Here is a 21,500-nt window from a genome sequence, read left to right as displayed (position 1 = left end):
ATCTTTTTATGTTATTTTATTTTGGTTTTTATATTTATTTTTCACACTTTTTTTGATATAATAATCTTAAGTTTAATTTTATCGGAGGTTATATGCGTTTTAATCAATTCAGCTATTTAGCGCTACCTAGAGATACAATTATCTTTGAATTAAAAAAGTATGGGTTTGATTTACCAGTCAACATTACAAATAAAAAAATGCTTGAAGCGTTTCTTATTCGTTTCTTTTTTAATTATAAAGATAGTACCTATCCTCTATCCAGTTTAGCAGTTGACAAAAAAACTGACTTACTGACTTTTTTTCAGTCAGACAAAGAGTTGACTGCAGATATTTTCTACACTGTAGCCTTTCAACTTTTGGGCTTTTCTTATTTGATTGACTTCGAAGAAAGTGAAGTTTTTCGTAAAGAGACTGGATTTCCCATCGTATATGGTGACTTGATTGAAAATCTCTATCAGTTGCTCAATACTCGGACCAAAAAGGGAAATACTCTTATCGACCAACTTGTTAGTGACGGTCTTATTCCGGAGGACAATAACTACCACTACTTTAACGGCAAGAGTTTGGCTACTTTTTCTAGCCATGATGCCATTCGAGAAGTGGTCTACGTTGAGTCTCGTGTCGATACTGACCAAAAAGGATTGCCTGACTTAGTCAAGGTTAGCATTATTCGTCCTCGTTATAAGGGACAAATCCCTGCTATCATGACAGCTAGTCCCTACCATCAGGGAACAAATGACAAGGCTAGCGACAAGGCTCTCTACAAGATGGAGGGCGAGCTCGAGGTTAAGCCTGCTCATAAAATTGAGCTAGAAGAACCTCAAGTCAATCTTGTCCAACCTCAAGGCCAAGCTGAGCTTGTGTCAGAAGCTGAGGAAAAGTTAAGTCACATCAACTCTAGCTATACACTCAACGACTACTTCCTTCCACGTGGTTTTGCTAATCTCTATGTGTCAGGTGTTGGTACTAAAGACTCTACTGGTTTCATGACTAATGGGGACTACCAGCAAATCGAGGCTTATAAGAATGTCATCGATTGGCTTAATGGTCGTTGTCGTGCCTTTACCGACCATACGCGCCAGCGTCAAGTCAAGGCAGACTGGTCAAACGGAAAAGTTGCCACAACTGGACTTTCCTATCTAGGTACCATGTCTAATGGTCTAGCGACCACAGGTGTCGATGGTTTAGAAGTCATCATTGCCGAGGCTGGAATTTCTTCATGGTACAACTACTACCGTGAAAACGGTCTGGTGACTAGCCCAGGTGGCTATCCAGGTGAGGACTTTGACTCCCTTGCTGAGTTAACCTATTCTCGTAATCTCTTGGCCGGCGACTATATCCGTGGCAATGAAGCTCACCAAGCTGACTTAGAAAAAGTAAAAGTGCAACTGGATCGCAAGTCTGGTGACTACAATCAGTTTTGGCATGATCGCAACTATCTGCTCAATGCCCATAATGTAAAAGCAGAGGTTGTCTTTACCCACGGTTCACAGGATTGGAATGTAAAACCACTTCATGTTTACCAGATGTTCCATGCTCTTCCTGCACATATCAACAAGCATCTCTTTTTCCATAATGGTGCCCATGTGTATATGAACAATTGGCAATCAATTGACTTCCGTGAATCCATGAATGCCTTATTGACTAAAAAATTACTGGGACAAGATACAGATTTCCAACTTCCTACTGTTATCTGGCAGGACAATACCGCTCCTCAGACTTGGTTATCACTTGATAACTTCGGTGGGCAGGAAAACTGTGAAACCTTCTCACTTGGGCAAGAAGAGCAAACTATTCAAAACCAGTACTCAGATAAGGATTTTGAGCGCTATGGTAAAACCTACCAGACCTTCAATACGGAACTCTATCAAGGAAAAGCCAATCAGATTACTATTGACCTTCCTGTAACCAAAGATCTTCACTTGAACGGTCGAGCTCAACTCAATCTTCGTATCAAATCCAGCACAAACAAGGGGCTCTTATCTGCCCAATTGCTAGAATTTGGGCAAAAGAAATACCTACAACCTTATCCAGCTATTTTAAGTGCTAGAACCATTGACAACGGTCGCTATCACATGTTGGAAAATCTCTGTGAATTGCCATTTAGACCAGATGCTCAACGAGTCGTGACAAAAGGATACCTTAATTTACAAAATAGAAATGACTTACTGTTAGTAGAGGATATTAAGGCAGATGAATGGATGGATATTCAATTTGAACTGCAACCAACTATTTACAAGCTAAAAGAAGGAGATACTCTTCGTTTAGTCCTCTATACTACTGACTTTGAAATCACCATACGTGACAATACCGCTTACCACTTGACTGTCGATCTTGAACAGTCTACGCTTATCCTACCTTACTAAAAAAGGAGTTACATTATTATGAATAAATCTGAACACCGACATCAACTCATACGCGCTCTTGTCGCAAAAAATAAGATTCATACACAGGCTGAGTTGCAAGCCCTCCTGGCTGATAACGACATTCAAGTGACCCAGGCAACTCTCTCACGCGACATCAAAAATATGAACCTTTCAAAAGTACGAGAAGAAGACAACTCTTACTACGTGCTCAATGCTGGTTCAACCTCAAAATGGGAAAAACGTCTCGAAATTTACATGGAAGATGCTCTTGTCTTGATGCGTCCAGTTCAACACCAAGTCCTACTAAAAACCCTTCCTGGGCTTGCTCAATCCTTTGGTTCTATCATTGATGCTTTGAGCTTCCCTGACGCTATCGCTACCCTCTGTGGCGATGATGTCTGTCTGGTCATCTGTGAAGATGTAGAAGCTGCTCAAAAATGCTTTGAAGAACTGAAAAAATTCGCTCCACCATTTTTCTTTGAAGAATAAAAAAATTCCGTGTCTATTCTGGCACGGAATCTTTTTATCTATTTTACTGAGATGGATTGTCTTTTTTAGTTCGTGCCAATCTCAGGGCACGATTTGGATTGAGACGATTAAACAGTTCTTCCAATTTCTTTTCATTCCAAACATCTGCGGCGGAAACAAAATTGCCATCAGCATCTCTGAAAGATATCGGTTTATCTCCCATACCAGTCTCCTAGTCTACAAATTCAAACTCAAATTTACCAATGCGGACCAAATCCCCATCTTTAGCACCACGCGCACGAAGGGCTTCATCAACCCCCATACCACGAAGCTGGCGGGCAAATTTCATGACAGATTCGTCACGATCAAAGTTGGTCATATTAAAGAGTTTCATGAGTTTTTCACCAGAAAGTACCCATGTCGCATCGTCATCACGACTAATTTCAAAGGCCTTCTCTTCCTCGTCAAATCCATAGTAAGCTTCTTCTTCCATATCTGACTCATCATAGAGCAAGAATTCTGGTGTCTTATCTAACAATTCAGCTGTCGCATCCAAAAGTGTAGCCAGACCTTGCTTAGTCAAACCAGATATTGGGAAAATAGCTGGTAACTCTTCAAATTCATCGTAGTTTTCAGCCAATTTTTTCTTGAATTCTACAAGATTTTCCTGACTCTCAGGCATGTCCATCTTATTAGCTACAATAATCTGTGGACGCTCCATGAGGCGAAGATTGTATGACTCCAGCTCCTTATTGATGGCAAGATAATCCTCATAAGGATCACGGCCTTCGCTAGCTGACATATCAATAATATGAAGGATGACACGGGTACGCTCAATGTGGCGGAGGAACTGAGTTCCCAAACCGACACCCTGACTAGCCCCTTCAATCAAACCTGGTAAATCAGCTACTGCAAAGGATTCACCTGATTGGGTACGAACCATACCTAGATTTGGCACAATGGTCGTAAAGTGGTAGGCACCAATTTTAGGTTTAGCTGAGGTAATAACACTTAAAAGTGTTGATTTCCCAACAGATGGGAAACCTACCAAACCAACATCTGCCAAGATTTTTAGTTCCAATTGTAACTCACGTTCCTGACCTGGTTCTCCATTTTCAGAGATTTCCGGTGCAGGATTTTTTGGTGTCGCAAAGCGAATATTTCCACGTCCACCACGACCACCGTGGGCTACAATAAATTCTTGCCCGTGTTCAATCAAATCTGTCAAGACCTTGCCAGTCTCCGCATCACGCACAGTCGTACCTTGCGGCACTCGAACTCTAAGATCCTCAGCACCACGCCCATGCATCCCTTTGGTCATTCCTTTTTCACCAGACTCAGCCTTGAAATGGCGATTGTAGCGGAAATCCATCAAAGTACGTAGTCCTTCGTCTACAACAAAGACCACATTTCCTCCACGACCACCATCACCACCCCAAGGACCGCCATTAGGGACATATTTTTCACGGCGAAAGGCAACCATGCCATCGCCACCATTACCAGCCTTGACCTTAATCTTGGCTGTATCTAAAAACATACTCATTTTTTCTTCTCACTTTAAAAAAGGGCTGGGAAATCCCAGTCACAAAATTTTCTTGAATCTTTTTATAGATTACTAAGGGCACCAATTGCAGTTGCAAAAATCCCCAAAATACTTGCTACTAACATGATAAGCACGATAAGCAAGGTTAATTTCTCAAACATCGTTTTTTTACGTTTTCCATTATCTCCAAATGCCATTTTTCTCTCCTTCGTTACATTCTATTTTCTATTATCTTAGCATGAATTTAGCTAGTTTTCAATAGTCACTTGATACTGGTGCAATAATCCATAAAATGATATAAGCTACAATTCCTGCCCCATAACAAAATGCAAGAACACCCCATATTACACGAACAATAGTCGGATCAATATCAAAATAATTTGCGACCCCAGCACATACTCCAGCAATTTTTTGATCACTACCACTTCTCATCAATTGTTTTTTCATAGCTATTCCTCTTTCTATTCTTCATGGTCTTTCCAATAATCTCTGATGCTGATTAACTGTGTTTTTGAAGCCCTCAGCATGCGTCTAGAGCCTTTTACCGGTACAGCGACCACCTTTTGCGGAAGATACAAAACCGTCTTAAAGATACGCTGGCTGACCGTATCATCTTTGGCTAAATCTTTCTGGAAGTTATTTGAAATGATGGAATCCAGATAAAACTCATGTACTCGTTTCCCAAAGTTTTCAGCTGAAATCTCATACAACTTCTCTGATAAAGTATGCTCATTCATGTCTGGTGTTGCAATCAGGGCCTCTAAAATAGCACCAGCCAAATCATGTTCACCGTAATACAAGGTTCCAAACATTTTATCACTGATAAGATTGTCCAGATAAGGATTTCCATGTGCAATGACAGGTGTTCTACTGGCTAAGCTTTCCAAGTATGTCAAACCTTGCGTTTCACTTGTCGATGCCGAGATGAAGAAATCCGCCGCCTTATAGTAAAGAGCGGTCTCACTAGGAGCAATCATGCCTGTAAAGATGACGTAGTCTTGAATCTCTAGTTTCTGGGCTTGCTCTTTAAGATCATTCAGATAAGGCCCATCCCCAGCAACAACCAGTTTAACCTTGTCTTCTTCTTTCAAAACTTCTGCAAAAGCTGCTAATACTGCTTGAATATTTTTTTCATAAGAAATTCTGGAAAGACTCAGTAACATCTGTTCATCATCTTGAATCCCTAATTTACTACGCAGTTCTTTTAAATTTTCTTGCTTGATTTCTGGACGCTCAAACTTGGCTAATTCAATCCCAGTTGGAATGACCCGTTTTTCAACCTTGACCTTATAGTCAGATAGCAAATCACGGACAATCTCACTCGGGCAAATAACCCCATCCACGTCATGAAGGAAACCTCTGACCAGATACTTGACCATGCTAGGACGAATCAACATCCCCTTGGCAATATAATGCACATAGTCTTCATACTGGGTGTGATAGGTATGGATGACTGGGATTTTCAGTTCACGCGCAATCCAAATTCCCAACAGGCCAAGAGAAAATTCTGTCTGAGTGTGGATAATATCTAGCTGATATTGTTTGGCAATTTCTAGCGCCTTGCTAAAACCTCGGTAGGCAAAGCGGCGATCTTTAAAAGCAAAAAAGGGTACACTTGGAATGCGGATAATTTGCCAATCTTCATAGCGATTGACATCCTTATCAGTCGTCGTAAAGATAAAAACTGCATGTCCTTGCTTTTCAAGTTCTGTTTTCAAGGTTCGAATACTAGTCGCAACACCAGAAACCTGAGGAAAATAGGTATCTGTAAATAAACCAATTCGCATAGATTACCTCACTTTTTACTTTCTCCCTAAAGCGGCTTGTTTCTCATAAAAGTCCAACCAAATTTGTAACAGATGCTCTTCAGAATACTCTCTGGAAATATTCTTAGCTTTTTCTTTGAGGTCTTTTAAGGCAGCAGGATTTGCTTGATATTCTAAAATAGCCTCTTTCATCTCTTCTCTATCTGCTGTCGCCCGATAATTTCCCTCTAAAATCACCTTATAAAGATCCAAATCACGTAGCATAATAGGAGCCTCACAACTGGCAGCTTCTAGAATAGTCATCGGAAAGAGCTCATTGTAACTAGGCAACAAGAAAAGGTCCGCTAGGGCATACAATTCACGCATCCGCTCTGGTGACACGATACCTGGAAAAATCAAATTTTTAGGGGGATTTTCCATTATTTTCTTGTAGCGCTCATAACCATCTGTCATGCCACCAAAAGAGAAACCACCAGCCCAGATAAAGGTAATCTGAGGCAATTCCTCAGCCAGACGGATAAAATCATCAATCCCTTTGCGTTTCTGAACTTGACCAGCACCTACTACGATAAACTGATTGTCACTAAGACCTAGCTCTGTTCGCAGACTCGCTACCTCTTCTTGTGGAAGAGGATGCCATTTTTCCTTATTGACAAAGTTAGGAATATAGGTCACTTTTTCACGTGGAATACCAGCTGCCACCAAATCCTCGATAAACATAGGATTAACCACAACCAGGTGCTCCATCCGGTTGTAAAAAGAAAATACATAGCGTTTCACAATTCCCTTTAAGAAAAATGGAATTTTCAAACTCCCCTCAAGTGTATCAGGTAAGAAATGCACATAGCCAATTTTCCTTCCTGAGCGTTTCTTCTGGAATGTTGATAAATAATAGGGGAAATCAATCGTATGAAAGTGAGTCACATCTGCCTCGATTGGAAGATTTTCTGTAACAATCAATTGGTCCTTGGCATCACGGTGAAGAAGACGAACTAATTCACGGTAAGCACCTGAAACTCCTTGTCCTGCTACTTTCTCACTTGAACTCAACATATTGATGCGTAATTTTTTTTTTTCCATAACTACTATTATATCATTTTCTTTGAATAAAATCAGCAAAAGAAAGGAGAGACTAGAGGAAAAGAGGGGGAAATTTCCTCGCTTTTCCAATAATCTCTCACATGCTATTATATGTTTACTTAATGCCCAGGGCAATACGTGCATAGCGACTCATTTTTTCAACGGTCCAGGCTGGATACCAAACTAATTTGACCTCAGTATCCGTTACTTCTGGAACCTCTGTCATAGCATCATAAATCTGGTCTGTCAAAAGGTCGGCTAGGGGACAACCCATGGTTGTCAAAGTCATATCAATCTCTGTTTGCCCTGTGTCACCATCAAAACGAATCTCATAAATCAAGCCAAGATTAACAATATCGATTCCCAACTCAGGGTCGATGACTTCTTCCAAGGCTGTTAAAATTCGTGTTTTGATGTTTTCAATTTGCTCTTCTGTATAAGCCATATTTATCCTCACTCTTAGTCTTCAATAAAATCACGAAGCGGTTTGCTGCGACTTGGTTGACGTAGTTTTCTCAAAGCCTTAGCTTCAATCTGACGGATACGCTCGCGAGTCACGTTAAAGACTTTACCCACATCTTCAAGGGTACGCATTTTACCATCATCTAGTCCAAAACGTAGACGTAGGACATTTTCTTCACGATCTGTAAGAGTATCCAAGACCTCATCCAACTGCTCACGTAAGACGATACGAGTCGTATAGTCCACTGGATTTTCAATCACTTCATCTTCAATAAAGTCTCCAAGATGGCTATCATCTTCTTCACCGATTGGTGTTTCAAGAGATACTGGTTCTTGGGCAATCTTCAAGATTTCACGCACTTTGTCAGGAGTCATATCCATACGTTCAGCGATTTGCTCTGGTGTTGGGTCTTGACCCAATTCTTGAAGGAGGTTACGCTGTTCACGAACCAATTTATTGATGGTTTCAACCATGTGGACTGGGATACGGATGGTACGAGCTTGATCCGCAATAGCACGAGTGATGGCCTGACGAATCCACCAAGTTGCATAAGTTGAAAACTTGAACCCTTTAGAATAGTCAAACTTGTCAACCGCCTTCATCAAGCCCATGTTCCCTTCTTGAATCAAGTCAAGAAACTGCATACCACGACCAACATAGCGTTTGGCAATAGAAACCACCAAACGAAGGTTGGCTTCCGCAAGACGTTGTTTGGCTTCGATATCGCCAGCTTCAACAGCCAGTGCCAATTCTTTTTCCTCTTCATTGGTCAAGAGAGGAACGACACCAATCTCTTTCAAGTACATACGGACAGGGTCATTGACCTTAGCAGAAGTTGAACCAATCAAATCCTCATCGCTAAGTTCTGGTTCTTCTTCAGTGCTAAGAACACGTGCACTTGGATTTCCTTCGTTATCTGTGATAGAAATCCCTGCATCCTGAATCCGTTGCAAGAGATCCTCAATCCCATCAGCATCCAAGGTAAAAGGAATCACCAGACTAGCATTGATTTCATCATCTGTTGCTGTCCCTTTTTGCTTATGATTACGGATAAATTCTGCTACTTGCACGTCAAATGTTGTTACTTCTTTTTGTTTTGTTGCCATTGTTACTCCATTCTTCTCTTTTGTGAAATTAAACGTTCCAATTCTTCTAAGGCTGTGTCGGTATCTCCTACATGGCTAGCTTCCTGCACCTTCTTTTTGATTCTCATATTGTCCTGATTCAAGAGAGCCTTGTTTCGAGTCATTTCTACTTCACTAAGTTCCTGCGGTGACATCTCAGCAGGTAAATCCTGAGCTAAGACTTGATACCAAGCTCTTTCAACTTCCTCTGTCTGTTCTGCTAAAACTTCTGGAGGAAGATTGCCATACTGACCAAGCAAGTCATATAAGAGCTGAAATTCAGGTGTGTCAAATGCAAAATCTTCTCGCAAACGGTAATCGTTCAAAACAAGAGGAGATTCCATCATTCGATAAAGTAGATGGGCTTCTGCCCTCATAATAGCCGATAACTGCTTGGTGACAGGCATAGTGATTGGCGTCGGTCTGGAAATCCCTTCCATGCGATTCTGCCTTTGCGCCTGACGACTCTCATTAACAATCTGCTCAATCTGGGCATAATCAAAAGATGCCAGACTGTCAGCTAAAATATGAATATAGCTATTTTGAGCAGTGATAGACTTTTCTTGAACAATCAAGGGAGCTATTTTTTCAATAAACTCAATCTGAGCCTGCAGATTTTCACTATTTTCAGGCTTGTACTGATGAATGTAAAACTCAATCGGACTAATACGAGTTTTCGTTAATAGATAGGTCAAGTCTTCTGGTCCATTTTTTTGTAGATACTCATCTGGGTCCAAGTTATCAGGCATGCTGACGATTTGCACAGGCATATCACCAATTTCATCCAAGGCTTTCAAAGTCGCAGCTTGCCCAGCCTTATCGCCATCGTAAACAAGAACCAACTTCTTGGTTAACCTTTTCAGATGCTCAACATGCTCTCGACTCAAGGCTGTTCCCATAGATGCGACAGCGTTTTCGATTCCAGCCCGATAGGCTGCAATGACATCCATGAATCCTTCCATCAGGTAAATCTCACTGGCTTTTCCAGAAGATTTTTTTGCCCTATCCATATGATATAATTCGTAACTTTTGTTAAAAATTGCAGTTGATCGGCTATTTTTATACTTAGAAGTTTGTGAATCCGTTTTCTGCCAGATACGACCTGAGAAGGCAATAACCTTTCCCTGATCATTTGTCAGGGGAAACATGATGCGATTGTGAAAGGTGTCTACAAATTGATTAGCATCTGAGAGGTAAAATAGCCCTGAATCTAGAAAATCTTCATCACGATACTGACCAGACAAACGTTGATAGAGATAGTTTCGTTCTGGAGGTGCCAAACCAATCCGAAAATGCTTGAGCACTTCATCTGTCAAACCACGCTGATAAAGGTAGTTTCTGGCCTCCTCCCCCATGGTCGTTGTCATGAGAATAGCATGATAAAATTTGGCAGCATCTTCGTGCATATCATAAAGAGCTTGGTGAGGCGAGGCTGGCCTCTGCTCACTATAAAGCGGTTTTTCCACCTCTATCCCAACACGCTGACCTAAGATTTGGACAGCCTCCATAAAGGGAACCCCTTGGTACTCCTCGATGAACTTAAAGACATCACCAGAGCGACCACAACCAAAACAGTGGTAAAACTGCTTATCCTCAACAACGTTGAAAGAAGGTGTTTTTTCACCATGAAAAGGACAGAGCCCTAGATAGTTCCGTCCTGCCTTTTGTAAAGAAATCACATCCCCTATGACTTCCACAATGTTGGCATTGTTTTTGATTTCTTCAATGACTTGTTTGTCAACCATACACAATACCTCCATGTTATCATAGTTTACTTTATATAGTATACTTTATTTCAGAAAAAAAGTAAACCATTTCACTCATTTTCCCTACTTTATTCAAAGAGTTGATAATAATCAGAGATTTTCATTTTTGCTTTATCTTCTTGGTTCAAATCTTGGATAATCCGTCCTTCTTTCATGACAATCAAGCGATTGCCATACTTAAGAGCATCTTCCATGTGATGAGTAATCATAAGAGCTGTCAACTGGTCTTTCTTGACAAATTCATCCGTCAATTCCATGAGGGCAACACTTGTTTTTGGATCAAGGGCTGCAGTATGCTCGTCTAACAAGAGTAATTCAGGTCGCTTCAAGGTTGCCATCAAGAGACTCAAGGCCTGTCTTTGCCCACCTGATAAGAACTCAATCGGTGTATTCAAATGTTTCTCAAGACCATTTCCTACTTTTTCAATGGTAGCCTGAAACTCATCCTTATAGCTAGCCAGACGTCTTGGTAACAATCCACGCTTTTCACCACGAAACTTGGCAATCAAGAGATTCTCTGCCACTGTCATACGAGGAGCTGTCCCCATCTTTGGATCTTGGAAGACACGAGACAGATACTTAGCACGCTTCTCTGGTGAAAATTTGGTAACATCTTCACCTAAAATACGGATAGTTCCACTGGTTAATGATAAGGTTCCTGCAATAGTGTTAAAGAGAGTTGATTTACCAGCACCATTTCCACCTAAAATCGTGATAAAATCCTGTTCAAAAATTTCTAAAGAAACATCATTTAAAATAATCTTTTCTTCATCAAAGCCATTTTTAACAACTTTGGTTGCATTTTTTAATTCTACAATTGCTGTCATTTGCTTAACTTGGCTCCTTTCAAGATTGTTTGCTTAAATGTTGGAATCATGAGGCAGACTGCCAAAATCAAGGCACTGTATAAACGAAGGTAACTTGTATTAAAGCCAAGCGCGATGACAGCCCACACTAAGAATTGATAGGCGATAGAACCCACAACGATGGCAAGCAGACGCTCTGCCAAACTCAGACTCTTGAAAATAACTTCTCCAATTATCAAACTTGCAAGACCTACAACAATAACCCCGATTCCTCTAGATACATCAGCATAGCCTTCTTGCTGGGCAATGAGAGCACCTGCAAGAGCAATCACACCATTTGATAAGACCAAGCCCATAAGTTCCATGCGTCCAGTATGAATCCCAAAACTTCTAGCCATATCCGGATTGTCACCTGTAGCAATATAGGCCTGTCCGAGTTTGGTGTCCAAGAAAAAGAGCATGAGAGCAATGACAAGACTGACAAAGATGAGACCTATAAAAAGTTGATTTAAATCCGATTCAAAAGGTAAAACATCCTGAATTTGCTTGGTTCCAAGCAATCCTAAATTTGCACGTCCCATAATCAAGAGCATGATAGAGTGACAGGAAGTCATCACCAAAATCCCTGAGAGTAAGGTTGGAATCTTCCCTTTTGTATAAAGAAGTCCTGCTGCCATTCCAGCCAAACAACCGGCTCCAACAGCAATAAGAGTTGCTACAAAAGGATTCACTCCTTTCGTTATTAAAGTGACAGCAACAGCTCCCCCAAGAGGGAAGGAACCTTCTGTCGTCATATCTGGAAAGTTTAAAATCCTAAATGTCATAAAGATTCCCAGACCTAGAATAGCCCAGATAAATCCTTGAGAAATAATAGATAATATCATCTGTTTCGTAACCTTTTCTATATGATTTCTATTGTAAAAAATTGGAGGAGATGTCCCCAACTCCTCCATTACAGATTATTCGATCACTTGTCCTGCTTCTTTTAAAACAGATTCAGGAATCGTAATACCTAGCTCTTGTGCCAATTTTTTGTTGATTACTGATTTACCAGTTGAAAAGACATTGACTGGGGTATCGGATGGTTTTGCACCTTTCAAGACTTGCGCAATCATTTTACCAGTTGCAACACCAAGGTCATGTTGGTCAACTACAACTGATGCCAAACCACCTATTTCTACCATGGCAGTTGCGCTTGGGTAGATTGGTTTTTTAGCTGATTGGTTACTTGATACAACTGTTGAGAAGGCTGAAGCAATGGTGTTGTCGATTGGAACCCAGATAGCATCAACCTTGCTAGTCATAACGTTAACTGTTGAAGCAATTTCATTTGTTGAAGGAACTGCGAATGTTTCTACTGTCAAACCTGCTTTTTCAGCATAAGCCTTAAATTCTTCTACCTGTGTTTTAGAATTATCTTCGCTACTTGAGTAAAGAGCTCCGATTGTTTTCACATTCGGTGTTAGAGCCTTGATGAGTTCAACCTGTTGTTGAGCTGGATTGTGGTCAGATACCCCTGTAATGTTGCCACCTGGTTTTTTCAAATCTTTAACCAAGTTAGCACCAATTGGGTCTGTAATCGCAGCCATGATAACTGGTAGGTCTTTTGTGGCACTAGCCAAACCTTGAGCAGCTGGTGTTGCAATACCAACCACAAGGTCATTCCCATTTGCAACCAATTGTTTACTCATTGTCGCAACCTTACTTTGGTCACCTTCTGAGTTCATAAAATCAATCTTCAACTGATCATCTTTATATCCTTCTTCTGCAAGTCCATCTTGAATCCCTTTATAAATCAAATCAAGAGATGGATGGCTCACAAATTGAAGGACACCAATTTTGGCAACTTTCTTTTCATTTTTAGCTTCTGGTTTATTCATTGAAGAGTAAATCAAGCTTCCTGCTACTAAGACTGCTAATGCAGCGATAATTCCAATTAAACGTTTATTTTTCATTCTATTTCTCCTTTTATTCCTTTAAAATACTTCACTTATCTAATACTCTTCGAAAATCTCTTCAAACCACGTCAGCGTCGCCTTACCGTACTCAAGTACAGCTTGCGGCTAGCTTCCTAGTTTGCTTTTTGATTTTCATTGAGTATAAACAAGTGACGCCATCGCTTTCTTTCCATACTAACCTCCATCAAAAAAGTCCTCACACAAAAAACTTGTGTGAGGACGTCGATGCGCGGTACCACCTCAATTATAGGGAATTTCCCTATCGCTCTGTCTCGCAATAACGAGATGCACTGTAAGGTGTGCTCACCGAATTTTTATGATTTCAAATTCTAAATAACATTCAGCCCAATTTTCATCATCATCACTTATCTGTTTTCAGCTACCACAGACTCTCTAAAAAGTTTATATGATTACTTTTCTGAATGGTTAAATTATATCATTTTTCAACTACTTGTCAAGACTCTTTTAGCATTTTTTTAAACTATTCAAAAACTTCCCCTATAGAAAAGAGGAAGTTTGATAGGTATCAGCCTGAATTACGCAATCCTGTCGCAATTCCGTTGATGGTTGTATGGATTAATTTTTCTTGGTCGCTTGATAATTCTCCTCGACGTTGACGTTTAATCAATTCCAACTGGATATAGTTGAGAATATTAAAGTAAGGCATACGATAATCCAAACTTGCTTTTAGATATGGATTTTCAGCCAAGAGTTCATCGTAACCTTCGATAGCCAAGATAACTTCCTTGGTAACTTGCCATTCATTTAGAATAGTCTCATAGATTGCTTTTACTTCTTCATCCTCACAAAGTTTGGCATATTCAAAAGCAATATTCATATTTGATTTTGACAAGACCATGTCAACATTTGAAAGAAGTGATTGGAAGAAAGGCCAGTTTTGGTACATATCTCGTAAGATAGCAATATTCTCTGGATTTTTATCGATAAATTCTTTGAAACTTGAACCAACCCCATACCAGCCAGGGAACATGACGCGACTTTGCGACCATGAGAAGACCCAAGGGATAGCTCGCAAACCACCGATTTCAGTAATAGTCTTACGAGCGGCTGGACGAGAACCAATGTTAAAGCTTGAAATAGCCTTGATTGGACTTGACTCGAAGAAATAATCATAGAAATGATCATTTCCAAAGACCAAATCACGGTAGATATCGTAACTACGGTCCACCACTTGGTCCATAATAGCTTCGTAACGATTTGAGGTATTGGTATCGCTCTTCTTCTGAGTAATCATACGATTAATGGCTGCAGATACTAGCATTTCAAGATTATAGTAGGCAGCGTCTTTGTTACCATATTTATTGCCAATTACTTCACCTTGCTCCGTCAAACGGATACGATCCTTGATAGACTTAAGCGGTTGAGATGTGATGGCTTCATAGGTTGGTCCACCACCACGACCGACAGTCCCACCACGACCATGGAAGAAGGTAACCTTAACGCCAAATTCATCTCCAATAGCAGTCAATTGTTGTTGAGCCTTGTAGAGGGTCCAACATGATGATAGATAACCACCATCTTTATTACTATCAGAGTAGCCAAGCATGATTTCTTGGTAGTTATTGCGTGAAGCAATCCATTTCTTGGCAAGAGGAAGAGAAAGGTATTCTCTCATGGTTTCTTCTGAGTGGTCCAAGTCCTCAATTGTTTCAAAGAGAGGAACAATTTGGACACGGGCTCTTTCTTTATCAACTAACCCTACTTCTTTTAGCAAGATAGCCAATTCCAACATGTCTGATACGCTGGTTGCATGTGAAATGATGGTCTGACGAATGACATCATCTCCCAACTTATCTTTCAACTTACGGGCAGCCTTAAAGATTGCTAATTCTTTTTCAAGTAACTCTGATTTTTCAACATGAGTGGCAGAAAGAATACGCGGATCTTCTTCCAATTCTTTCAAGAGAAGCTGGCATTTTTCTTCTTCACCTAGTTCACTATAATGCGAATGAATACCAGCTGATTTCAAGAGTTCAGCTACACAGGCTTCATGAACACTAGAATCTTGACGCATGTCAATAGATGCCAAATAGAAACCAAAAATTTCAACTGCCTGAATTAACTCAACAAAATCACCAGAAATCAGTGCTTCGCCCTTATTTTCTAAAAGGGAATCACGAATAGTAATTAAATCCTTATAAAAATCATTAGCTGTTTCATAGCGAGCCCCAACTTCCTTATCCTCAATCAGATAGGTTTTTGTTGCTTGGATTTTTGATTGAATATCAAACAAGGCACGACGGTAAAGCTCTTTTTCACGATAAATCGAGTTATCCTTGGATTGACGAGCCATTTCTCTGACTTGCTTGCTCACATTGACAATACTGGTTGAGAGAGAGAATTCACGATAAAGTTGGTAAATCTTTTCATCATAGTAGTTCATGATGACTTCACACTGAGTCATAGCAGATTGTTTCAAGGTATCTGCTGTAACAAAGGGATTCCCATCACGGTCTCCACCAATCCACATTCCCATGGTAATTGGTTTAGGATGTTTTAACTCCAAGCCATGTTTTTTAGCCAGACGCTTGTACTCAGCAGTCAAATGAGGAACTGCCTTCAGGAATGAACTATTGTAGTATTCCATAACATTCGTGATTTCATTGGTTACTTTCAATTTCTTTTCACGAATCATGTCTGTCTGCATGATAATCTCAATGTAACGACGGAGATCATTATGCCATTTTTCCTTATTGATCAAGCCTAATTTCACATCACGATACTTACGCAAAAGGGTATGGATATGATTGGTCAAATCCAGCATACTCTTACGTTGTACTTGTGTTGGATGGGCAGTCAAAACAGGGACAACATTCAAGTGTTCTAGAATTTCAACCGCATTTTCTTTTTCTGCAACCATTTTGATCGTTGCCGATAATTTCCCAAGATAATCTTGATCGATATTATTTTGGTGGTTGATTTCATAGGCCAAATCCACATCTTCTGAAATATTAATCAAGAGAGGCAAGATAGAGAAATAGCGTGAAATATAAGCCATTTCATCATTTGACAGACTCGTAACCAATTGGTTCAAGCCTTGATAATCTTCTTGAGTTGATAATTCTTTCAACTCCATGATTTTTGCAAAAGTCTCTGGGGCAAGCATATTTTTAGTGATATCTTCTAACAATTCTGTTAAAATCAATACTTCTTCTTGCACGACAGCTTTATTACTATAGTTTTCTAATTTTTGAAGAGACATAGGTAATCCTTTCCACTATCAACTCTACATATAGTTTGATGAGTGAGCTTCTAACTCCTCATATAATTGGGCACGTTTTTCACTTGCATCAATATTTAAGACAAAGGCGATGGCTACAGACAAGACTAGGAGACTGTTCCCTCCTTGTGATAAGAAGGGGAAGGTTACTCCTGTCGAAGGAATAATGCCCGAAATTCCGCCAATATTAACAAATACCTGTACCAGCATCATCCCCCCAACCCCAATCGCCATCATGGAATTAAAGGGATTCTTAGCACGAATACCGACTAGGATAATTCGTAAAATCAGGAAAAAGACAAGTGCTAAAATCAAGCTGGCTCCCACAAATCCAAACTCTTCAATAACAATTGAAAATACAAAGTCTGTATGTGCCTCTGGTAAATAACCACGTTTTTCTATTGAATTTCCTAAGCCTAGACCAAACCACCCACCATTTACCATGGCAAAGTAGGAATTTGCAAGTTGGTGGCCTGACCCTGCCAAATCGGCAAAGGGATTAAAGTAGGCACTGAAACGCTTAGCAACGTAACCAAATACTGGAACTTTTGAAAACTTATCAACCCCGATCATAGAGATAGCTGATAAGGATAGGGCTGAAACTCCAAATAATACACCGATAAAGACTATAAACCAACGATGAGCAATTCCACTAACTGTATACATAATCAAGGCGACAAGAACTAGGATGGTAGCATTCCCCAAATCTGGGAAAATAGCTAAACTTCCTATCATTACTAGTAGGACGAAGCGCCAATCATTAAAAGCACGAGGAATCCATTGATTTTGAGTTAAAACTTGAAAATCGTAAATCCCAATTTCATCCTGTTGTTTTGAAAAACGTTGGGCCAAGTACCAGACGATGATAATCTTCAAATACTCCGCTGGCTGAATGGTCAAAGGTCCTACTGAAATCCAACCATAGGCTCCATTGACTGGCGTACCAATTAAGCGAGCCAAAGCTAAGAGAATCAGCTCAACAAACATAACAATAAATAAAAGTCGTTCTTTTCTCAAAAAATTCAATTTCAGCTTATATATCAAGGCAATCAATATTAAACTAAATATCCAAAACATTCCCTGACTTCGAACCAATTGGAGGGCACTTTTACCTTCTTCGATAAGAATGGCACTGGTTGTAGAATAAACTACAATCAAGCCCAAAATAGATAAAAGCAAGTAAGGAACTAGAATAGAATAGTTTAACAGGTGCCTCTTACTAATCTTCATAGTATCACCAATCTAATGAGAACAAAAGAAATTATTCCCAAATTCCGTTTATTTTCTAGTTTTGATTGCTATTATACCATTTTTTCCGAAAGAAAAAAACTCTTACCCTCAAGATAGAAGATTTTCTCATAAGAAAAAGAGCACTTGGCTCTTTTCTGTTTTATTCTTTTGAAGAACTGCTTGAGCTTGAATCTCCACCACCGATGTATTGAGTGAAGATATTTTGGAAGGCTTGATCTTTAACCTTGATGTTGGCTGCTTGCAATTCTTTTCCGATAATGCTTTGAACAAATGATGCGTCATTTTGTTTTTGAGTCAAGATAACAGTTTTTAATTTTTCTTTGTAGTCATCAATATTAGATGATTTTTCCGTTTTCTTAGTGAGTTTTACAATATAATACTGACTGCTGTAGGCTTGTGTTCCAGTAACACTAATCACATCAGAAACACCATTTACATCTAAAGCAAAAGCTGCTTTCTTAACTTGATCTGGTACTTCTGTTGAAGCAGAATCAAAAGTGATTTCTCCACCATTCGCTTTAGTTTTCTCATCTGTTGAATTATCTTTGGCTAATTGAGCAAAGTCTGCATCACTAGCTTTGGCTTTTTCGAGGACTTCTTTCGCTTTATCCTCATTATCAAGACGAATGATTTGAGCCGTTACATCTGGAGTGTACTCGTCAAAAGCCTTCTTGTAAGCATCGTCTGTCAATTCAGCTTCTGCTGCTTTTTTAACTGCCAACTCAACTAATTTACTAGTACGAATTTGCGCTTTACGTGTTTCAAGAGTCATTCCTGCTTGTGATAAGACACGTTGGTAGTTTTCACCATATTGTTTCTCTTCTTCGGCAATAGTATCGTTGACTTCTTTGTCATCTACTTCTGAACCGTATTGTTTCTCAAATACTTTTTGGATAGTCAAGTTCAACAACACTTGTTGGGCTGAAGGATTGCTTTTCACTTGCTCATAAAATTGATGTTCTGTGATAACATCTCCTTTCATGCTGATAAGGTCTGCCCCTTCTGAACCTTTCGAACAAGCTGCTAAAGTTGCTACTGATAATAGTGTAATGGCACCTGCCAATAGTTTTTTCTTCATGTCTACTCCTTTGAGATAAGTGTTACCCTATCTATTTTACTATATTTTCTTAAATTTTTCTGAAAATCATTCGCTGTCAGGCAATTGAACATCTGCTACATTTTTACGAAGCATGAGGATGCCGTCACCCAGAGGTACTAATGTTGCAGTGAGTCCTGGATTGTCTAAGGTTGCATCAAATAGTCTTTGAAGGCCTCTGTAAATAGTTCGCTGGCCACGACGGACTTCCATAATATCCTTAGCAACATCACCACCTTGGAAAATATCATCCAAGACAACCACACCACCAATTTCCAAATGTTTGAGGATTTCTGGCAAAAAGACGATGTATTTAGACTTGGCTGAATCCATAAAGACGAAATCATAGGACTCTGTCAAGGTAGATAAGATATCTACCGCATCTCCTTCTAGGAGCGTGATTTGCTTGCGACTGTCAAACTGGGCAAAATTTTCCTTGGCAAAACCAATCATTTCTGGATTGCGGTCAATGGTTGTAATCTTGGCCTTTGGCGCATGTTCCGCCATCAAGAGGGCTGAAAAACCGATAGCCGTCCCAATTTCCAGAATGTTTTTAGGTTGTATGGTTTCCATGAGAAAACGGAAATAAGCAACCGTTTCATGGGGAATAATGGGAATATTTTCCTTGCGGGCAAAGTCTTCCAATTCTTTCAAAGATCCTGTGACCTGCTTTTGGCGCTGACGCATCAAGTCTACAATTTCTTCCTTGACGACAGGGCGACGCATGTTATGGTTGGCATTTTTACTATATGATTCAACCATCTTATGCCATTCCCAATTTTTCAACAAGTGCTTCAAACTCATTTAAACGACGTTCAAAGACTGCAAAGGCATCGTTGAGGTAGTCTTCCTTCTCCATATCAACTCCAGCTTTTCTCATGACATTAAGTGGATAGTCAGACTTACCTGCCTTGAGATAGTCGATATAGCGGTCACGGTCTTCTTGATTACCATGAACAATCTTTTCAGCCAAGGCTGAGGCTGCTGCAAAACCTGTTGAATATTGGTATACATAGTAGTTATAGTAGAAGTGTGGAATACGAGCCCACTCGTATTGGATTTCAGGATTGTCTTCCTTACTCAAACCATAATACTCTTGGTTCAAGTCTGCGTAGAGTTTATTTAAGAAATCGCTTGTCAAGACTTCACCATTTTGATCCGCTTGGTGAATCGCGTGTTCAAACTCAGCAAATTGAGTTTGGCGGAAAACTGTTCCACGGAAACCGTCTAGGAAGTTATTGAGAATAGCAAATCGCGTTGCGTCGTCTTCCACTTCTTCCAATAATTTCTCCGTCAAGATATTTTCATTGGTAGTTGATGCAATCTCAGCCAAGAAGATAGAGTAATCTCCGTAAACATAAGGCTGAGTTTCACGAGTATAGCTTGAATGCATACTGTGACCTGTTTCATGAACAAGAGTAAAGAGATTGTCTAGATTGTCCTGCCAGTTAAGAAGCATAAAGGCATTTGTATCGTAAGAACCACCAGAGTAAGCCCCTGAACGCTTGCCTTGATTTTCGTAAACATCAATCCAACGCTCGCTGAAGGCACGTTTAACACGGCTCAAGTAATCCTCACCCAAGACTGCCAAGGCTTCTTCTGCTTTTTTCAAGGCTTCTTGGTAGGTAAAACTATATTCGACAGACGAAAGCGGAGTGTAAACATCATACATCTTGAGGTCTGAAATCCCCAAAATCTTTGAACGCAACTCCAGGTAACGATGTAAGAGTGGCAAATGCTTGCGAACTGCTGCTACCAAATTGTCATAAACACTTTCTGGAACAAAATTGGCTGCTAGGGCTGCATGACGAGCACTCTTATAGTTGCGAACTTTGGCACGGTAGTTTTGCACCTTAACATTGGTTTGCAAGGTTTTGGCATAGGTATGTTGGAATTGTTCATAAGTCGCATAAAGTGCTTGATAGGCACCACGACGCACCTCACGATTTTTAGACTCCATCAAACGTGTGTAAGTCCCATGAGATAGCTGAACTTCCTTACCATCATCGTCAAGGACATAAGGGAATACAATATCCGCATTGTCCAAGATAGCGAAGGTTTCACTTGCCGAACCGAAGATTTCTCCAGCTCCAGCCAATAATTCTTCTTCACGTTGTGATAGAACGTGTTCCTTGCCTTGTAAAAGCTTGTCAAAATAGTGTTGATAAACCTGCAATTTTAGTTGAGCCTCTAAAAAGTCAGCATACTGCTTTTCACTGATTTCCATAAATTCAGGTTCATAGAATGAAAAGGCTTGGTCTAGCTGGCTGTAGAGAGTCATGGCCTTGGCATAGTACTCTTGGTACTTGGCTTCACGTGTGTCTTGGTCATTCTTCATATGAGCATAAACGTAAAGCTTCTCCATTTGGCGTTCCATTTCAAGAGAAAATTCAGTAATTTCGAGTAGGCTATCCGCACTATCCAAGAGATGACCTTCATACTGGCTTACTTTCTCCAGTTGTTCTGTTAAATCTTTTAAGGCTTCTTCCCAAGCCTGGTCAGTTGGGTAAATCGTTGATAGATCCCATGTATCTTTTTCATTTATTTCATGTCTTTGTAATACCATTAGATT

At 40.0% G+C, this 21,500-nt stretch carries 19 protein-coding genes and 1 other annotated feature; of the genes, 2 read left to right on the top strand and 17 right to left on the bottom strand.

Features of this window, described 5'->3' with window-relative positions; all coding sequences use genetic code 11:
• Positions 1-92: 92 nt before the first annotated feature.
• Together B7699_RS06605 and B7699_RS06600 are read left to right on the top strand one after the other, a co-directional pair.
• Positions 93-2,366, top strand: a complete 2,274-nt coding sequence (locus B7699_RS06605; protein ID WP_084927614.1) for a Xaa-Pro dipeptidyl-peptidase — start codon at positions 93-95, stop codon at positions 2,364-2,366.
• 18 nt (positions 2,367-2,384) lie between these two features.
• Positions 2,385-2,855 carry an arginine repressor gene (locus tag B7699_RS06600; protein ID WP_084927612.1) on the top strand — a complete coding sequence of 157 codons (471 nt, stop codon included), beginning with the start codon at positions 2,385-2,387 and terminating at the stop codon, positions 2,853-2,855.
• A 43-nt stretch (positions 2,856-2,898) separates the two neighbouring features.
• Here the strand turns inward: B7699_RS06600 and B7699_RS06595 are convergent, their stop codons facing one another.
• From B7699_RS06595 to pepF, 17 genes are all read right to left on the bottom strand, one after another.
• A complete protein-coding gene (locus B7699_RS06595) occupies positions 2,899-3,057 on the bottom strand; it encodes a hypothetical protein (RefSeq protein ID WP_007284777.1) in 159 nt (52 codons plus the stop codon).
• Between the two features lie 9 nt (positions 3,058-3,066).
• Entirely contained in the window at positions 3,067-4,377 is a 1,311-nt protein-coding gene (gene obgE, locus B7699_RS06590; protein ID WP_042899739.1) for a GTPase ObgE, read from the bottom strand.
• A 62-nt stretch (positions 4,378-4,439) separates the two neighbouring features.
• A complete protein-coding gene (locus B7699_RS06585) occupies positions 4,440-4,574 on the bottom strand; it encodes a DUF4044 domain-containing protein (protein ID WP_000863852.1) in 135 nt (44 codons plus the stop codon).
• 58 nt (positions 4,575-4,632) lie between these two features.
• Positions 4,633-4,824, bottom strand: a complete 192-nt coding sequence (locus B7699_RS06580) for a PspC domain-containing protein (RefSeq protein WP_192852010.1) — start codon at positions 4,822-4,824, stop codon at positions 4,633-4,635.
• A 14-nt stretch (positions 4,825-4,838) separates the two neighbouring features.
• Positions 4,839-6,164 carry a glycosyltransferase family 4 protein gene (locus B7699_RS06575; RefSeq protein WP_084927610.1) on the bottom strand — a complete coding sequence of 442 codons (1,326 nt, stop codon included), beginning with the start codon at positions 6,162-6,164 and terminating at the stop codon, positions 4,839-4,841.
• A gap of 15 nt (positions 6,165-6,179) precedes the next feature.
• Complete coding sequence (gene cpoA, locus B7699_RS06570) at positions 6,180-7,223, bottom strand: alpha-galactosylglucosyldiacylglycerol synthase (RefSeq protein WP_239822214.1); 1,044 nt, start codon at positions 7,221-7,223, stop codon at positions 6,180-6,182.
• Between the two features lie 115 nt (positions 7,224-7,338).
• Positions 7,339-7,668 carry a metal-sulfur cluster assembly factor gene (locus B7699_RS06565; protein WP_000331929.1) on the bottom strand — a complete coding sequence of 110 codons (330 nt, stop codon included), beginning with the start codon at positions 7,666-7,668 and terminating at the stop codon, positions 7,339-7,341.
• A gap of 14 nt (positions 7,669-7,682) precedes the next feature.
• A complete protein-coding gene (gene rpoD, locus B7699_RS06560) occupies positions 7,683-8,792 on the bottom strand; it encodes an RNA polymerase sigma factor RpoD (RefSeq protein ID WP_000201903.1) in 1,110 nt (369 codons plus the stop codon).
• A 2-nt stretch (positions 8,793-8,794) separates the two neighbouring features.
• The gene (dnaG, locus tag B7699_RS06555) at positions 8,795-10,555 is read right to left on the bottom strand and encodes a DNA primase (protein ID WP_084927608.1); all 1,761 of its coding nucleotides are present in this window, start codon (positions 10,553-10,555) and stop codon (positions 8,795-8,797) included.
• Between the two features lie 89 nt (positions 10,556-10,644).
• A complete protein-coding gene (locus B7699_RS06550; protein ID WP_084927606.1) occupies positions 10,645-11,403 on the bottom strand; it encodes an ABC transporter ATP-binding protein in 759 nt (252 codons plus the stop codon).
• Positions 11,400-12,266, bottom strand: a complete 867-nt coding sequence (locus B7699_RS06545; protein ID WP_004245730.1) for an ABC transporter permease — start codon at positions 12,264-12,266, stop codon at positions 11,400-11,402. Before B7699_RS06545 ends, B7699_RS06550 begins: the two co-directional genes overlap by 4 nt.
• A gap of 75 nt (positions 12,267-12,341) precedes the next feature.
• Positions 12,342-13,337 carry a tryptophan ABC transporter substrate-binding protein gene (gene trpX, locus B7699_RS06540; protein WP_084927604.1) on the bottom strand — a complete coding sequence of 332 codons (996 nt, stop codon included), beginning with the start codon at positions 13,335-13,337 and terminating at the stop codon, positions 12,342-12,344.
• Positions 13,338-13,552: 215 nt separating this feature from the next.
• Positions 13,553-13,770: a binding site (T-box leader), on the bottom strand.
• A 96-nt stretch (positions 13,771-13,866) separates the two neighbouring features.
• Positions 13,867-16,563: a phosphoenolpyruvate carboxylase gene (ppc, locus tag B7699_RS06530; protein WP_084927603.1), complete on the bottom strand. Its 2,697-nt coding sequence runs from the start codon at positions 16,561-16,563 to the stop codon at positions 13,867-13,869.
• Between the two features lie 24 nt (positions 16,564-16,587).
• Complete coding sequence (ftsW, locus tag B7699_RS06525; protein ID WP_033681863.1) at positions 16,588-17,811, bottom strand: cell division peptidoglycan polymerase FtsW; 1,224 nt, start codon at positions 17,809-17,811, stop codon at positions 16,588-16,590.
• A gap of 160 nt (positions 17,812-17,971) precedes the next feature.
• Positions 17,972-18,910: a peptidylprolyl isomerase PrsA gene (gene prsA / locus B7699_RS06520; RefSeq protein ID WP_084927601.1), complete on the bottom strand. Its 939-nt coding sequence runs from the start codon at positions 18,908-18,910 to the stop codon at positions 17,972-17,974.
• 66 nt (positions 18,911-18,976) lie between these two features.
• The gene (locus tag B7699_RS06515) at positions 18,977-19,690 is read right to left on the bottom strand and encodes an O-methyltransferase (RefSeq protein ID WP_004241675.1); all 714 of its coding nucleotides are present in this window, start codon (positions 19,688-19,690) and stop codon (positions 18,977-18,979) included.
• A 1-nt stretch (position 19,691) separates the two neighbouring features.
• Entirely contained in the window at positions 19,692-21,494 is a 1,803-nt protein-coding gene (gene pepF, locus B7699_RS06510; RefSeq protein ID WP_084927599.1) for an oligoendopeptidase F, read from the bottom strand.
• Between the last annotated feature and the right edge of the window lie 6 nt (positions 21,495-21,500).

Origin of the sequence: Streptococcus mitis, assembly GCF_002096835.1 — a bacterium.
Classification (GTDB): Bacteria; Bacillota; Bacilli; order Lactobacillales; family Streptococcaceae; genus Streptococcus; species Streptococcus mitis_W.
This window is presented reverse-complemented; position numbering and strand designations above follow the sequence as displayed.

Bases quoted from the DNA above. Each gene is read 5' to 3' on its own strand.
- B7699_RS06605 (WP_084927614.1), top strand. From the start codon at position 93: ATGCGTTTTAATCAATTCAGCTATTTAGCGCTACCTAGAGATACAATT.
- B7699_RS06600 (WP_084927612.1), top strand. From the start codon at position 2,385: ATGAATAAATCTGAACACCGACATCAACTCATACGCGCTCTTGTCGCA.
- B7699_RS06595 (WP_007284777.1), bottom strand. From the start codon at position 3,057: ATGGGAGATAAACCGATATCTTTCAGAGATGCTGATGGCAATTTTGTT.
- obgE (WP_042899739.1), bottom strand. From the start codon at position 4,377: ATGAGTATGTTTTTAGATACAGCCAAGATTAAGGTCAAGGCTGGTAAT.
- B7699_RS06585 (WP_000863852.1), bottom strand. From the start codon at position 4,574: ATGGCATTTGGAGATAATGGAAAACGTAAAAAAACGATGTTTGAGAAA.
- B7699_RS06580 (WP_192852010.1), bottom strand. From the start codon at position 4,824: ATGAAAAAACAATTGATGAGAAGTGGTAGTGATCAAAAAATTGCTGGA.
- B7699_RS06575 (WP_084927610.1), bottom strand. From the start codon at position 6,164: ATGCGAATTGGTTTATTTACAGATACCTATTTTCCTCAGGTTTCTGGT.
- cpoA (WP_239822214.1), bottom strand. From the start codon at position 7,223: ATGGAAAAAAAAAAATTACGCATCAATATGTTGAGTTCAAGTGAGAAA.
- B7699_RS06565 (WP_000331929.1), bottom strand. From the start codon at position 7,668: ATGGCTTATACAGAAGAGCAAATTGAAAACATCAAAACACGAATTTTA.
- rpoD (WP_000201903.1), bottom strand. From the start codon at position 8,792: ATGGCAACAAAACAAAAAGAAGTAACAACATTTGACGTGCAAGTAGCA.
- dnaG (WP_084927608.1), bottom strand. From the start codon at position 10,555: ATGGTTGACAAACAAGTCATTGAAGAAATCAAAAACAATGCCAACATT.
- B7699_RS06550 (WP_084927606.1), bottom strand. From the start codon at position 11,403: ATGACAGCAATTGTAGAATTAAAAAATGCAACCAAAGTTGTTAAAAAT.
- B7699_RS06545 (WP_004245730.1), bottom strand. From the start codon at position 12,266: ATGATATTATCTATTATTTCTCAAGGATTTATCTGGGCTATTCTAGGT.
- trpX (WP_084927604.1), bottom strand. From the start codon at position 13,337: ATGAAAAATAAACGTTTAATTGGAATTATCGCTGCATTAGCAGTCTTA.
- ppc (WP_084927603.1), bottom strand. From the start codon at position 16,563: ATGTCTCTTCAAAAATTAGAAAACTATAGTAATAAAGCTGTCGTGCAA.
- ftsW (WP_033681863.1), bottom strand. From the start codon at position 17,811: ATGAAGATTAGTAAGAGGCACCTGTTAAACTATTCTATTCTAGTTCCT.
- prsA (WP_084927601.1), bottom strand. From the start codon at position 18,910: ATGAAGAAAAAACTATTGGCAGGTGCCATTACACTATTATCAGTAGCA.
- B7699_RS06515 (WP_004241675.1), bottom strand. From the start codon at position 19,690: ATGGTTGAATCATATAGTAAAAATGCCAACCATAACATGCGTCGCCCT.
- pepF (WP_084927599.1), bottom strand. From the start codon at position 21,494: ATGGTATTACAAAGACATGAAATAAATGAAAAAGATACATGGGATCTA.